Origin of the sequence: Paenibacillus sp. GCM10027626, from assembly GCF_042676285.1 — a bacterium.
Taxonomy (GTDB): domain Bacteria; phylum Bacillota; class Bacilli; order Paenibacillales; family Paenibacillaceae; genus Paenibacillus_Z.
Map to the genome: position 1 here is coordinate 161,547 of NZ_JBHTHC010000009.1, position 14,544 is coordinate 176,090.

Genomic DNA, 14,544 nt, shown 5'->3' on the forward strand with positions numbered 1-14,544 from the left:
TAACGCCGTAAAGTGTGGAGGCACACATGGTTACGCAAAATTGGCTATATGATGCGACGCTATATATTTACGCCCTGAGCCTCCTGTTTTATTTCTCTGATTTTGTTGACCGCAATCGGAGGGCGAAGCAGATCGGCACAGGGCTCCTTATTTTCGTCTGGATTATGCAAACTGTTTTTTTGGTGCATCGTATATTGTCTCATCTGGATATGACATCCTTCACATTGTTTGAATATTTGTTTATCTTTTCATGGCTGCTTGTTACGATATCGCTCGTAATCAGCCGGTTTTTCAGCATCGAGTTTATTGTCTTTTTCGTTAATGTTGTCGGTTTTTCCGTTCTCGCTTTGAATTTATTCGGTCTTGGCTCAGGGGCATCGCTTGCCCGCTGGGAAATCGTAAAGCAATTATTATATGTTCATATCAGTTTGATGATTTGCGCTTATGCCGTGTTTACGATCGGAGCAATTTTCTCGGGCATGTACCTTTTTTTGCATAGCAAGCTGAAAAGCAAGCGATGGACGGCCGCTGTCAGAAGATTGCCGAGTCTGGAGTTGACGGGACGGTATATGTCGCTTTGCACGTTGATAGGCACGCCTTTGCTTACATTGTCGCTGGCAGTGGCCATTACTTCGATTTTGACGGAAGCGCGCTATGAACTGCTGTATGATTGGAAGGTGCTGACCTCCCTGCTTGCATGGCTGCTTTATATCGGCACATTTTTGCAGCGGCGATGGATCGATGTGCCTGTGTGGAAGACCGCACGCTGGAATTTGTTTAGCTTTACCATTCTAATATTAAGTTTAGTGATGAACAAGGCCTCATCGTTTCATAGCTGGTCATAATTGCGGCAGGAGGGAAGCTGATGGCCGATTGGTACCCATTGCTGCTAAACTTGCGCGGTAAGCGCTGCGTTGTCATTGGCGGCGGACAGATTGCAGAACGAAAAATCCGTGGCTTGCTGGAAGGGGGAGCTGATCGGTTGCTCGTAATTAGCCCCGATAGTACGGCAGCCATCCGGACAATGGCTGAGGTGGGCGTTCTCACATGGAGACGCCGGTATTATGATCCGTCCGATTTGCAGCAAGCATGCCTCGTATTTGCGGCAACGGACGATCCGTTGTTGAATGGCATCATTGCGCAAGAGGCTGACAAGGCCGGGGCGCTAGTCAATGTAAGCAGCGAAGCCGGGCAAGGTAATTTTATTACCCCTTCTGTTATAAGAAGAGATCAGCTTATTATGACTGTAACGACAGGCGGTGCAAGCCCGGCGCTGGCAGCAGCCATTGCCAGGTCGCTTGAGGAGAGATATGGCGCGGCAGCCGGGCAAGCCGTATCCAGGCTTGGGCAATTGCGGCGCTGCGTCAAGCGGCATGTGCCGGACCGCAAGGAGCGTCAGGCAATCCTGTATTTGGCTGCACAGGAGATGGAAGCTATGCTGGCTGAGCAGGACAAACAGCATCAGCAAGGTGAAGAACAGATCGTTGAGTGGATGGAGCGGCTGCGGCAGCAGGCTGCCAACAAGGAGGGGCATCAATGAGTCAAGCGCGTAAAATTATCGTGGGAACGCGGCAAAGCGCCCTGGCGCTAACGCAGACGGGACAAGTTATTGCACATTTGGAGGCGATTTGCGCCGCCAGGCAACTGCCTTACACGTTTGAAATTCGCAAGATCGTCACAAAAGGCGACCGTATCGTAAATGTAACCTTGTCAAAGGTAGGCGGCAAGGGACTGTTTGTAAAAGAAATCGAGGACGCGCTGCTTAATGGTGAGATCGATATGGCGGTACATAGCATGAAGGACATGCCATATGCCTCGCAGAAAGGTCTGATGAACGGGGCGGTTCCGAGGCGCGTTGATCCCCGGGACTGTCTAGTTACGAAAGGCTATCGCTCATTGGACGAGCTGCCGCATGGCGCGAAGGTAGGCACAAGCAGCCTGCGCCGTGTATGTCAGCTTAGTCATCTGCGTCCCGACTTGAAGCTGGAGTCGATTCGCGGCAACATTGATACCCGCATGAGCAAGCTGGAGACTGAAGGCTTCGATGCAGTCGTGCTGGCAGCAGCCGGTCTTATCCGGATGGGCTGGGAGGACCGGATATCCGCTTACTTGCCCGAGGAATTGTCAGTGCCGGCGGTCGGCCAAGGGGCGCTCGGCATTGAATGCCGGGACAATGATAAAGAGGTGCGCGAGTTGCTGGCCGCGTACAACGATCCGGAGACCTCGCTCGCCGTACGTGCAGAACGAAGCTTTCTCGGTACGCTGAACGGCAGCTGTCAAATTCCGATTGGCGCCTATGCGACGATTTCCGCACCGGAAAACGGGGGGCAAGAGCCGCTCATTACACTGACAGGAATCGTCGGATCTCCGGATGGAGCAGAGCTTTTAAAGGAAATATGCAAAGGCACGGACCCCGAGCAGGTTGGAAGACAAGCTGCGGAGGCGCTTAGATCTAGAGGTGCAGATCGTATACTGGCTGAAGTTGGGGGATAACGAAGCGTATGGGGATAGAGCGAGATAACGCTGGAGCGAAAGGAACAGTATATTTGGTAGGAGCCGGTCCAGGCGATCCGAAACTGATTACTGTCCGCGGATTGGAATGTTTGCGTATTAGCGATGTCGTTGTCTACGACCGGCTGGCAAGCCCGCGTCTGCTGCGAAACCTGAAGCCAGGAGCAGAAAGAATTTATGTAGGCAAGCTGCCTGACCGGCATACGATGAGGCAGGAGGAGATTAACCAGCTGCTGGTCGATCTGGCCTTGCAGGGCAAGACCGTCACCCGGTTAAAGGGCGGTGATCCGACTATATTTGGCCGCGTAGGCGAGGAAGCGGAGCTGCTCTACGACAATGGAATTGAGTTTGAAATTGTTCCAGGCATTACATCGGCTATTTCCGTGCCGGCTTATGCGGGCATTCCGGTTACACACCGGGACCTGGCATCCTCGCTCTCAATCGTTACCGGCCATGAAAGTCCGGACAAGCTGGATCATTCGATACATTGGGATAAAGTAACTAATGCCACAGGAACCCTTATTTTTTTGATGGGAGTCGCCAAAATCGGATATATTGCCAGTCAGTTAATCAAGCATGGCAAAGAGCCTTCTACCCCGGTAGCGTTAATCCGCTGGGGAACGCGGGTGGAGCAGGAGACCGTTGTCGGCACCCTGGCAACAATTGAAGAGATTGTGCGGGCAGCTGATTTTAAGCCGCCGGCAGTTATTGTCGTGGGCGATGTTGTTGTGCAAAGAGAAAAGCTGCGCTGGGCAGAACGGAGGCCGCTGTTCGGTACGAGGGTGCTCGTGACAAGAGCCAGATCACAAAGCAGCGAATTGGCCGAGCGGATCGAGACGCTGGGCGGAGAAGCATGTGAGTATCCTGTCATTGCAACGCGCGAGTCTGCTGCCGCCGAGCAGATTGAGCGGGTGACCGAAGCGCTGCAAGCAGCTGAAAGCTATGATTGGCTGTTATTTACGAGTGTCAATGGCGTCGAATATTTCTTTGGCTGGCTAAGCAGGCTCGGCATCGATATTCGGCGTTATTATAAAGCGCGAATTGCGGCAGTAGGACCGGCAACCGCAGCGGCGCTGGAGAGCCGCGGGCTGATCGTTGACAGCATTCCGGCACAGTTTCAGGCTGAGGGTCTGATTGACATCTTGGCGGGCGAATTGCAAGCCGGACAGCGGGTGCTGCTGGCGCGCGGAGCATTGGGTCGAGACGTGCTTCCGAAGGAGCTGCGGGCAAGAGGTGCAGAGGTCGTTGATGCCGCCATTTATGAGACGGTCGTTGCCGAGGAACAGGATGAAGAAGCGTTGGAGCTGCTAAAAGACGGCAAAGTGCATATGATTACTTTTACTAGCTCGTCTACGGTGAACAATTTAATAACAGTACTTAAGCGCTCAGGAATTACTAATCCGCTGGAGCTGCTGAGTGCTGCTACGATCGCTTGCATTGGCCCGTTGACTGCGGAGGCAGCCAGAAACGCAGGCCTGCATGTTCATATACAGCCTGAAGACGCGACGATCGAATCGTTAGTTCAGGCTATGGCTGCTTATCGATTGAAAGAACGGATGAAACATGAGGAGGCGCTCAAACCATGAATTTTCCTGTAACGAGATTGCGCAGACTGCGTCGTACACCTGCACTAAGAAACATGATGCGGGAGACTGTTTTAACTGCACATGACTTGATATATCCGATTTTTGTAACGCATGGCAGCGGAATTAAGGAAGAGATTCCTTCCATGCCTGGCATTCATCATTTTTCAATTGACCGGCTCAAGGAGGAAATCGATGCCGTCGTTAAGGCCGGACTCCAGTCTGTACTGCTGTTCGGCGTCCCAGAGCATAAAGATGAAGCGGGAACTTCCGCTTATGCGGAGGACGGGATTGTCCAGCAGGCGATCAAAGCGGTCAAAGCATGGGCCCCTGAGCTGGTTGTTATTGCCGATACATGCCTTTGCCAATTTACTTCGCACGGCCATTGCGGTGTAATTGAGCATAATCCGCTTAGCGGCGCTGCGGAGATTGCCAATGACCCGTCGCTTGAGCTGCTTGTTCGGACTGCCGTATCGCAAGCGGCTGCAGGCGCTGACATTATTGCACCGTCGAATATGATGGACGGCTTTGTTTATGCCATCCGTACAGGACTCGATCAGGCCGGCTTTGAGCAGATTCCGATCATGTCTTATGCCGTCAAGTACGCATCCGCCTTCTACGGTCCATTCCGGGATGCCGCTCATTCCACACCGCAGTTTGGCGACCGCAAAACCTATCAAATGGATCCTGCCAATGCGCGCGAGGCGCTGCGCGAAGCGGATGCGGACGTAGCCGAGGGTGCGGATATGCTGATGGTAAAGCCTGCGCTCGCTTACCTGGATGTGCTCCGCCTGTTGAAAGAGAGCTTCGACCTGCCGGTCGCAGCCTATAATGTCAGTGCGGAATATTCCATGGTCAAGGCGGCTGCTGCCAATGGCTGGATCGACGAACGGGCGATTGTGCTTGAGACGCTTACTGGGATGAAGCGTGCGGGTGCTGATTTAATTATTACTTATCATGCAATTGATGCAGCCAATTGGCTGCAAGGCAATTAGAGGATCGGTGACAACTATAGAGAGCGGGTGTGTCAATAATGAACGGCAATATGGGAAGAAGAGAAGATGAGCGTTCCAAAGCTGCTTTTGCCAAAGCGAAAACTGTAATACCTGGCGGGGTCAATTCCCCTGTACGGGCCTTTCGCTCGGTAGGACTGACCCCGGTATATATGGAACGCGGGGAAGGCTGCCGCGTGTACGATATCGACGGCAATCATTACATCGATTATGTAGGCTCATGGGGACCGCTGATCGTAGGGCATGCTCATCCTGAGGTTGTTGAGGCGATTAAGCGGACAGCTGAAAAAGGAACAAGCTTCGGTGCGCCGACTGAGCTGGAGACGATGATGGCGGAGCTGGTCTGCGAGCGAGTGCCGTCCGTCGATATCGTCCGGATGGTCAATTCGGGCACAGAAGCGACGATGAGCGCATTGCGCCTGGCGCGCGGCTATACACAGCGCAGCAAAATATTGAAATTCGAAGGCTCATACCATGGGCATGCCGACAGTCTGCTCATTAAAGCCGGCTCCGGCGTCGCGACATTAGGGCTGCCGGATAGCCCCGGCGTGCCGGAAAGCATCGCTTCGCAGACGATCACCGTTCCGTATAATGATCTTGCTTCTGTCAAATTAGCCTTTGAACATTACGGCGAGCAAATTGCTTGTATCATTGTTGAGCCGGTGGCTGGCAATATGGGGGTTGTGCCGCCGCTGCCAGGCTTTTTGCAAGGCCTGCGCGACGTTACGAATGAATATGGCAGCTTGCTCATCTTTGACGAGGTTATGACCGGCTTCCGTGTTCATTATCATTGTGCGCAAGGGCTGTATGGAATTACACCTGATTTGACATGTATGGGCAAAGTGATCGGCGGCGGGCTCCCCGTCGGTGCCTATGGCGGTAAACGCGAAATTATGGAAATGATGGCGCCTACCGGCCCTGTTTATCAGGCGGGCACCTTGTCCGGCAATCCGCTGGCTATGGCAGCAGGCTACACAACATTGTCGTTGATGACCCAAGAGAAGTATGAGCGATTGGAGCAATTGTCTGTTCGCCTGCAGCTCGGCTTTGAGGCGAATGCAGCAAAGCATGGCGTAGCGAGCACGATCAATCGAGTAGGCTCGATGGTGTGCCCGTTCTTTACGGATCAGCATGTGATAAATTTTGAAACGGCCAAAACCGCTGATTTGGAACGGTTCAAAGCTTATTTTGCCAGCATGCTGGAGCTGGGTGTAACTATCGCCCCTTCACAATTTGAAGGCATGTTTGTCTCTACAGCACATGATGAGGCTATCATCGACCAGACGATTGCCGCCCATGATGAGGCGCTGCGGCGTCTATAGCTGATGAAAATAGCATATCAACGTAATGGTGAATGGCTGGAATTGCCGATCGCATCTCTTAACAGCTGCAATCATGATGTTCCAGCCGAGCTTCACCTGCCGCTCAGAGCCGGCAGCCATCCGCATGAGGTGCGGAAGCGGCTGCTGGCTCTCCGTCTCTTTCCTGATAAATGGGTCAATCGCTTGTTTTCGGTAGGAGGGATTCGCGTAGAAGAGAATACCGTCCTGCTCCATGCGTTCAAGCCTGCCGATGTAGCAAAAAATGCGATGTACAGACTGGCTCAGCAGCGAAGGCAGCAAGGCTTCAAAGACGGCGGGGAGCAGCCCGCTGTGCTTTATGAGGATGATTGGTGCATCGTGTTTAATAAACCGGCCGGAATGCCTGTACATCCAAATGGGCCGGATCATAGAGGAACGCTGGACGAGGCCGCGGCATTGCATTGCCTGCTGCAAGACGACCCTTTGCCGGTAAAGCATATCCACCGCTTGGATGACGATACTGCCGGCCCGGTGCTGTATGCCAAGCACGAGCTTGCGCAGCTTATATTGGATGAAGCGATGCGCAGCAAGAAGGTAGAACGATATTATGAAGCGATTGTCGAAGGAAAGCTAAAAAGGCCGAAAGGTACAATTCAAGCGCCGATCGGCAAGGACCGCCATCACGGCTCGCGTCGGCGTGTTACACCCGCAGGCGATCCGGCTGTAACACACTATTATACGGAAGCGCTATATCGGGACGCCTCGCTGGTCAAGCTGCGACTTGAAACAGGGCGCACACATCAAATTAGAGTGCATATGAGTTATATGGGCTATCCGCTCGTTGGCGACAAGCTCTATGGCGGCAGCGGCCGTTTGCTGTCTCATCAAGCGCTGCGCGGAGAAAGGCTGGAGTTTGTACATCCGCTAAGCGGCGAAACTGTAACTGTGATAGCGCCAGAGCCACCATGGTTTACAATTTTAAAGGAAAAGCTGTCCCGCTTGTAAATTCCTAGTCATGCCTGCCCGAACCTTGCCATATAGATAAATAGGGAAGATAGCTGTAACCAAGCAGTAAGAAGGGGAAGGGAGGACGACAAACGTGACTAATCAAGCGGGTGGTTTACGCTTTGATGTTTATGAACGGGTACATTTGCCGGAAGAGGCGGCTAGCATCGATGAGTTGGAAGAAATTGAGCTGACGCCGCAAATCCAGGTTGAAGAGCTGGGAGAGCAGGTTTTTTTAAAGGGGCATTTGCTTTTAACCGGCGTTTATCGGGCTCAGACGGAGCAGGCTGATATTCAGTCGCTCAAGCACCTGATTCCGGTGGAAATTACGCTGCCGATGAACCGGGTTAGTCGGCTTGATGAAATTTCAGTCGAAATTGACAACTTTGATGCTGACGTATTGTCGGCCAGGACAATCAACATAACCGGCGTTTTGTCCCTGTACGGAATCGAAGTGGAGCAGGCTCAGGAGACAAATCGCTGGCAGGAAGAACCGTTCACGGTTGTACATCGCAGAGAGGATGAGGCGGATTCTGAGGAGCTGCAGCAGCATTCGCGGGAGCCGGAGCAGCCGGCTCAGCTTGAGAAATCCGAAGAACTGCCGGAGGTAGCCTCCATTGAGGAGGAAGGGGTAGCTGAGGTAAGCGGATGGGATGAGCCTGCCGGCATATTTAAGGCTTCTCATGAGCGGGAGGTAATTGAGCGGCAAGAAAGCGAGCGGCAGCGGGAACAGGAGCAGGAGCAGGAGCAGGAGGAGGCAATTTTACGTGAACGTGAGGCAGCGGCAAAGCTAGAACGGGAAAAAGCCGAGCTGGAGGCTGCGCGCCGGGAATGGATGGAGCGCGAACGTGAGGCCCAGCTGCGTGAAGCGGAGCAGCGTGAAGCGGCGCAGCGCGAGGCTCAGCTGCGTGAAGCAGAGCGGCGTGAGGCGGAGCAGCGCGAGGCTCAGCAGCGCGAGGCTCAGCAGCGCGAGGCTCAGCAGCGTGAGGCGGAGCAGCGTGAGGCCCAGCTGCGTGAAGCGGAGCAGCGTGAAGCAGAGCAACGTGAGGCAGAGCTGCGTGAAGCGGAGCAGCGTGAAGCAGAGCAACGTGAGGCAGAGCTGCGTGAGGCGGAGCAGCGCGAGGTGGAGCTGCGTGAAGCGGAGCAGCGCGAGGTGGAGCTGCGTGAAGCGGCGCAGCGCGAGGCCCAGCTGCGTGAAGCAGAGCAGCGTGAGGCTCAGCTGCGTGAAGCAGAGCAGCGTGAGGCTCAGTTGCGTGAAGCAGAGCAGCGTGAGGCGGAGCAGCGTGAGGCAGAGCGGCTCGAGGCAGAGCAGCGTGAGGCAGAGCTGCGAGAGGCAGAACTGCGCGAAGCGACTCTGCGTCAAGCAGCTGAGGATCAGCGTAGGCAGCAGGAGGCTGACCGGCAAGAGGAGCTTGCCAAGAAGCAGAAAGCTGCAGTATCTTCGCCTACAGCTGATGAAAAGGCAGAAGCTGAAGCGGTTGAAGCAAGCGAGCTCGCTGCGGATGCAAAGTCTCAACAGGAACCGGCAGAGCAGGAGTCGTCTTCGCTCCAATATGCTATGAATGAGCCTGAAGAAGCTAATGTGAGCAACGAGCGCCAGGAGATGCGCGTGGCGCTTGGGACGAAGCGTTCTTCAGGCGAGAGCGAGACCGCATCCGGCGGAGTAGGCTTCCGTTCGCTGCTGCAATCCAGTATTCGCGAACAGGAAGCGCGCAACGCAGCCGAGGAACAAGCTGCAAAAGCTAAACCGGAACCTATAGAAGAGGTGGCCGGGGAAGAAATAGAATGGAAATCGTTGTTTTTGAACCGCCCCTCTGACGAAAATTCCTTCTCCAAGGTTCGGATTTGCATCGTTCAGCGCGAGGAGACGCTTGAGCTTATTGCCGGCCGTTACCAGCTTCAACCGCGTGAGCTTGCTTTGTACAATCGCTTGGCCGATCAGACTGTCGCAGTAGGACAGGTACTCTACATCCCGAAATAATAAACATGTTCCGCCAGCAAAACAAACAGGAGCCGTCTCAAAATAGTGGCAACTATGGAGAGAGGGCTTTTTCATTTTGTTTTTTCACAAATTTTTGTGTAGTTTGTTCATGGCGGGTTGACGACTTGAATTAGAAACGTGTATGATATTTGTTATAAGGGAATACTTGCATAGAAAGACGTTGAAAGGGAAGAGTGGCAGTGATGCCTTCAGAGAGCAGAACCATATGCTGAGAGGTTCCGTAGGATGAAGCTGCGACAGGTCGCCCCGGAGTTGCTGATTGGACATTCAATTTGTCCCGTTCAGCCGGTTTACAGCCGTTATCTGTTTGAAGTGTCGCGCAGACAGTACAATGCTGTGCGAAACAAAGGTGGTACCGCGGAAGCCAAACCTTTCGTCCTTTGCTATAAGGATGAGAGGTTTATTTTTTTGAAAATATAAGAAAGTATAAGTTTCACCTTATACACAGCTTATATTTCTAAGGGAAGAAACTTGCCTCGCGCAAAGGACGGCGTCAGCCGTTTCTTCTTGCCACATAAGAATTTATAAGTTTCCAGACTGTGCGGAAAAACAAATTCTTATTGGCGATAAAAATTACCTTTAAACGCGGTCGCTCATCCTCGCAGAACTTCGATAGAAGTTTTTCTCAATGTATAGAATTTTTAAGTTTCATCCCTATAAATTCTATAAAATTTCAGAGGAAGAAACTTGGCGAATGCCCAGGGACAACGTGAGCCATTTTTCTCGGGGCGAGTGGGAGCGATGCGGACTTACGATCCCTTATTTAGTCCAAAAACAGGGACAATTCGAGGTTTTGCGGACACACGATCCGTTATTTACGCTTTTTCTCCGCTTTTCGCGGTGTTTGGAGACCAATAACGGAACCACGGTCCGCAGTCCTGCCGTTTTGACATGTTTGTTCACAGATAACGGAATGACGGTCCGCGAAATGGATATGCTCGCTCGAAAAAGGACGGCGCAGGCCGTTTCTTCTTGATTAAAGGCCAACGGGCGGGACAACGAGGTTGCCCAAGCCGGTTTGCAATATTTATTGGAGGTAGAACGCAATGTCTGACAATCAGGCGACAACTACAATGCCGACCACATATGATCCAAAGGCGGCAGAAGCCAAATGGTACGATTACTGGATGAAGGGCAATTATTTTCAAGCTGGCGCCAAGCCGGATGCTAAGCCGTATACAATCGTTATTCCGCCTCCGAATGTAACGGGCATGCTTCACATCGGGCATGCGCTGGATTGTACTTTGCAGGATATTTTGATCCGCACGAAACGTATGCAGGGATATGATGCATTATGGCTGCCAGGAAGCGACCATGCAGGTATTGCTACCCAAACGAAGGTGGAGCAAAAGCTGCGCGAGGAAGGTTTAAGCCGCTATAATCTTGGGCGCGAAAAGTTCCTGGAGAAGGTCTGGGAATGGAAGGAGCGCTATGCGGACGCTATCCACCAGCAGTGGGCGAAAATGGGATTTTCCCTTGATTACTCCCGGGAACGGTTCACTTTGGATGAAGGGCTTTCGCGTGCTGTCAGAGAAGTATTCGTACGTTTGTATGAAAAAGGGCTAATTTACCGCGGCAAAAAAATTATCAACTGGGATCCGGCAGCGCGCACCGCTTTATCCGATATCGAGGTAGAGCATAAGGAAGTGAATGGTCATTTGTACCATTTGCGTTACCCGCTCAAGGATGGCAGCGGATATTTGATGGTAGCGACTACCCGTCCAGAGACGATGTTGGGTGATACAGCGGTAGCCGTACATCCTGAAGACGAGCGCTATAAGCATCTGATCGGAAAAATGCTCGTGCTGCCGATACTTGGACGGGAAATTCCGGTCATCGGTGATGAGTATGTAGAAAAGGACTTCGGTTCAGGCGCGGTAAAAATAACACCGGCCCATGATCCGAATGACTTTGAAGTCGGACTGCGTCATAGTCTTCCGCAAATTGTCGTAATGGACGAAGGCGGAGTGATGAATGCTGAGGCGGGCCCGTATCAGGGCATGGACCGTACGGAGTGCCGCAAGCAGATCGTTGCCGATCTGCAGGCGCAAGGCGTATGCGTAGAAATTGAAGATCACGTTCACCAAGTAGGGCACAGCGAGCGCAGCGGAGCTGTTGTCGAACCGTACCTGTCTACGCAATGGTTTGTGGCGATGAAGCCGCTGGCCGAAAGATCGGTGGAGGCTCAACGCAGCGGTGCAGGTGTACGCTTTGTGCCGGAGCGCTTTGAAAAAACATATTTGCACTGGATGGAAAATATTCGCGATTGGTGTATTTCCCGGCAATTGTGGTGGGGGCATCGCATACCTGCCTGGTATTGCGAGGATTGCGGAGAGATGCATGTAGCCCGCGAGGATTTGACGGTCTGCAGCGCTTGTCAAAGTGAAAATCTCCGGCAGGACGAGGATGTGCTGGATACCTGGTTCAGCTCGGCGCTCTGGCCGTTCTCGACACTCGGCTGGCCGGACCAAACGGCTGACCTTGAGCGCTATTATCCAACAAGCGTGCTGGTAACCGGTTATGACATTATTCCTTTCTGGGTTGCGCGGATGATTTTCTCCGGCTTGGAATTTACAGATCAAATGCCATTCCAAGATACGCTTCTGCATGGGCTCGTGCGCGACGAGCATGGACGCAAGATGTCAAAATCGCTTGGCAACGGCGTCGATCCATTTGAGGTCATTGAGAAATATGGCGCAGACGCGATGCGTTTTATGTTGGCTACAGGAATTACACCAGGGCAAGATTTGCGTTTCCGTTGGGAAAAAGTTGAGCAGGCCCGCAATTTTGCCAATAAAATTTGGAATGCGTCGCGGTTTGCTTTAATGAATCTCGAAGGTGTTAAAGCGGCAGATGTGGATATAAGTGTAGAGCTTGGTACAGCAGACCGCTGGATTTTACACCGTCTCAATGAAACGGTTCGCGATGTTACGCGCCTGATCGATATCTACGAATTCGGCGAGACAGGGCGTGTGCTATACAACTTTATTTGGGACGACTTATGCGATTGGTATATTGAATTCGCCAAGCTTAATTTATATGGCCAGAATGCGGCCGCCAAGAAAGCCACGCAATCTGTGCTTGCTTACGTTCTTGACCGCACGCAGCGCTTAATTCATCCTTTTATGCCGTTTATTAGTGAGGAAATTTGGCAGCACCTTCCTCATGAAGGCGAAACGATTACGCTTGCGGCTTGGCCTGTCTATGATACAGCGCTTGAAGCGCCTGACGCTGTAAGCGAAATGGAGCTGCTGATGGATGCCATTCGCGCAGTACGCAATGTGCGCGCTGAAGTTAACGTGCCGATGAGCAAGAAGATCGAGCTGCTGATTAAGCCTGCAAATGAAGCGGCGGCGGCCATTTTAAGCCGCAACGAAGAGTTTGTAAGCCGCTTTTGCGGTACCTCGAAGCTGGAAATCAATCTTTCCGCTGCAGCGCCGGACAAAGCGATGTCCGCTGTAATTACAGGTGCTGAGCTGTACTTCCCATTAGCGGGACTGATCGATATTGCCCAGGAAATTACACGTCTGGAAAAGGAAATTGCTAATCTCGACAAAGAAGTTGAACGAGTTGAGAAGAAGCTGGCCAACGAAGGCTTTGTTGCTAAGGCACCGGCGAAAGTAATCGAGGAAGAGCGGGCTAAAATGGCTGACTATGCCGACAAGCGGGATAAAGTAAAAGCAAGACTGGCGGAGCTGCGCAATTAAGCGCAGCTTGTCCTCATATAATGACAGTAACAAGAAGGAAGCGATTTCCATGATAAATAAACGCGAGCAAGCTGGCGAACGGTCGTTTGCCAATTATGAAGAGGCACGAGCGTGGATTGAAGGATTAGTTCAGTTCGGCATTCGTCCGGGAATGGAACGGATTAACCGGTTGATGGAAGCTTTTGGTCATCCGCAGCGCCGTCTTAAATTTATTCATGTTGCCGGTACGAACGGCAAGGGCTCAGTCTGCGCATATTTAACGACGGTTTTGCTGCGCGCAGGTTATGATGTAGGCACATTTACATCACCGTATATTGTGAAGCTGACGAATCGTTTTCAGTACAATGGTGCAGACATCCCTGAAGAAACGCTGTGCCAATTAGCGAATGAGCTCAAGCCGCATGTGGATGAAATTGCAGGCACTGAGCTTGGCTCGCCGTCCATGTTTGAAGTATCTACTGCATTGGCTATCCTATATTATGCGAAGGTGTGCTATCCTGATTATGTCGTCTGGGAGACTGGTCTCGGCGGCAGATTGGATGTGACCAATATCGTTACCCCTGTCGTATCGGTCATTACCAATGTTGGACACGATCATATGGATATTCTCGGCGATACGATCGAAGCGGTAGCCAAGGAAAAAGCAGGAATTATCAAGCCGGGTGTTCCGGTAATTTCGGCTGTAAGTCAGCCGGAAGTCCAGCAGGTAATCAAGGACAAGGCGCGTGCAACTCAAAGTGCGCTTTATTTGCTTGGAGAGCAATTTTCAGAGCAGGTTCAAGAGGTAAATGAAGATAAACAGATGTTTAATTTCGAAGGTCCGTTCCGTTCTCTAGAAGGGCTTGCTATTTCGCTTAATGGGGCTCATCAGCGTACGAATGCTGCGGTCGCCATTATGACTTTGGAGGTATTACAGCAGTACTACGCGCTTATTGTAGACGATGAAGACCTGCGCCGCGGCTTGCAGGAGACACAGTGGCCCGGCAGGCTGGAGATGATTCAGCGAACACCGCGTTTATTGCTGGATGGCGCGCATAACCCTGAAGGTGCCGAGATGCTGGCAACTGCTCTGAGAGATACCTATTCGTACAAGCGGCTGCATGTCATGATCGGGATGCTATCAAATAAGAATCATCAAGATACATTGCGGCATATACTACCTCTAGCGGATACGCTTATCATAACCGAGCCGGACTTTAGGAAAGCAATGTCGGCAGCTTCGTTAGCGGAGCTTGTGCAGTCGATGAATGAGAATACGTGCGAACTCGTTATTGAACGGGATTGGAAAGAGGCGCTGCAGCGTCTGCAAGATTTGACAGGCGAAGAAGATTTGGCGGTCGTAACCGGCACACTCTATTTAATTGCTGATGTGCGGTCGAAACTGCTTAACAATATGGAATCTGAAAAAGGTTGGTGAACCGT

10 protein-coding genes and 1 other annotated feature are annotated in these 14,544 nt (G+C 52.1%); all 10 genes read left to right on the forward strand.

Features of this window, described 5'->3' with window-relative positions:
* Positions 1–26 precede the first annotated feature (26 nt).
* Positions 27–845, forward strand: a complete 819-nt coding sequence (locus tag ACFQ0N_RS18765) for a cytochrome C assembly family protein (RefSeq protein ID WP_379328912.1) — start codon at positions 27–29, stop codon at positions 843–845.
* Positions 846–865: 20 nt separating this feature from the next.
* Positions 866–1,540 carry a precorrin-2 dehydrogenase/sirohydrochlorin ferrochelatase family protein gene (locus ACFQ0N_RS18770; RefSeq protein ID WP_379328914.1) on the forward strand — a complete coding sequence of 225 codons (675 nt, stop codon included), beginning with the start codon at positions 866–868 and terminating at the stop codon, positions 1,538–1,540.
* Positions 1,537–2,493, forward strand: a complete 957-nt coding sequence (hemC, locus tag ACFQ0N_RS18775) for a hydroxymethylbilane synthase (protein ID WP_379328917.1) — start codon at positions 1,537–1,539, stop codon at positions 2,491–2,493. The genes ACFQ0N_RS18770 and hemC overlap by 4 nt, the downstream gene beginning before the upstream one ends.
* An 8-nt stretch (positions 2,494–2,501) precedes the next feature.
* Positions 2,502–4,097, forward strand: coding sequence for a uroporphyrinogen-III C-methyltransferase (cobA, locus tag ACFQ0N_RS18780; protein ID WP_379328919.1), 1,596 nt, complete (start codon positions 2,502–2,504; stop codon positions 4,095–4,097).
* Entirely contained in the window at positions 4,094–5,089 is a 996-nt protein-coding gene (gene hemB / locus ACFQ0N_RS18785) for a porphobilinogen synthase (protein WP_379328921.1), read from the forward strand. Before cobA ends, hemB begins: the two co-directional genes overlap by 4 nt.
* Before the next feature lie 38 nt (positions 5,090–5,127).
* A complete protein-coding gene (gene hemL, locus ACFQ0N_RS18790) occupies positions 5,128–6,429 on the forward strand; it encodes a glutamate-1-semialdehyde 2,1-aminomutase (protein WP_379328923.1) in 1,302 nt (433 codons plus the stop codon).
* A 3-nt stretch (positions 6,430–6,432) separates the two neighbouring features.
* Positions 6,433–7,413 carry an RluA family pseudouridine synthase gene (locus ACFQ0N_RS18795; RefSeq protein WP_379328925.1) on the forward strand — a complete coding sequence of 327 codons (981 nt, stop codon included), beginning with the start codon at positions 6,433–6,435 and terminating at the stop codon, positions 7,411–7,413.
* Positions 7,414–7,507: 94 nt separating this feature from the next.
* A complete protein-coding gene (locus ACFQ0N_RS18800; protein ID WP_379328927.1) occupies positions 7,508–9,394 on the forward strand; it encodes a LysM peptidoglycan-binding domain-containing protein in 1,887 nt (628 codons plus the stop codon).
* Between the two features lie 172 nt (positions 9,395–9,566).
* Positions 9,567–9,799, forward strand: a binding site (T-box leader).
* A 662-nt stretch (positions 9,800–10,461) separates the two neighbouring features.
* Positions 10,462–13,122: a valine--tRNA ligase gene (locus ACFQ0N_RS18805; RefSeq protein WP_379328930.1), complete on the forward strand. Its 2,661-nt coding sequence runs from the start codon at positions 10,462–10,464 to the stop codon at positions 13,120–13,122.
* A gap of 49 nt (positions 13,123–13,171) precedes the next feature.
* Positions 13,172–14,539, forward strand: a complete 1,368-nt coding sequence (locus tag ACFQ0N_RS18810; RefSeq protein ID WP_379328932.1) for a bifunctional folylpolyglutamate synthase/dihydrofolate synthase — start codon at positions 13,172–13,174, stop codon at positions 14,537–14,539.
* Positions 14,540–14,544: the final 5 nt, after the last annotated feature.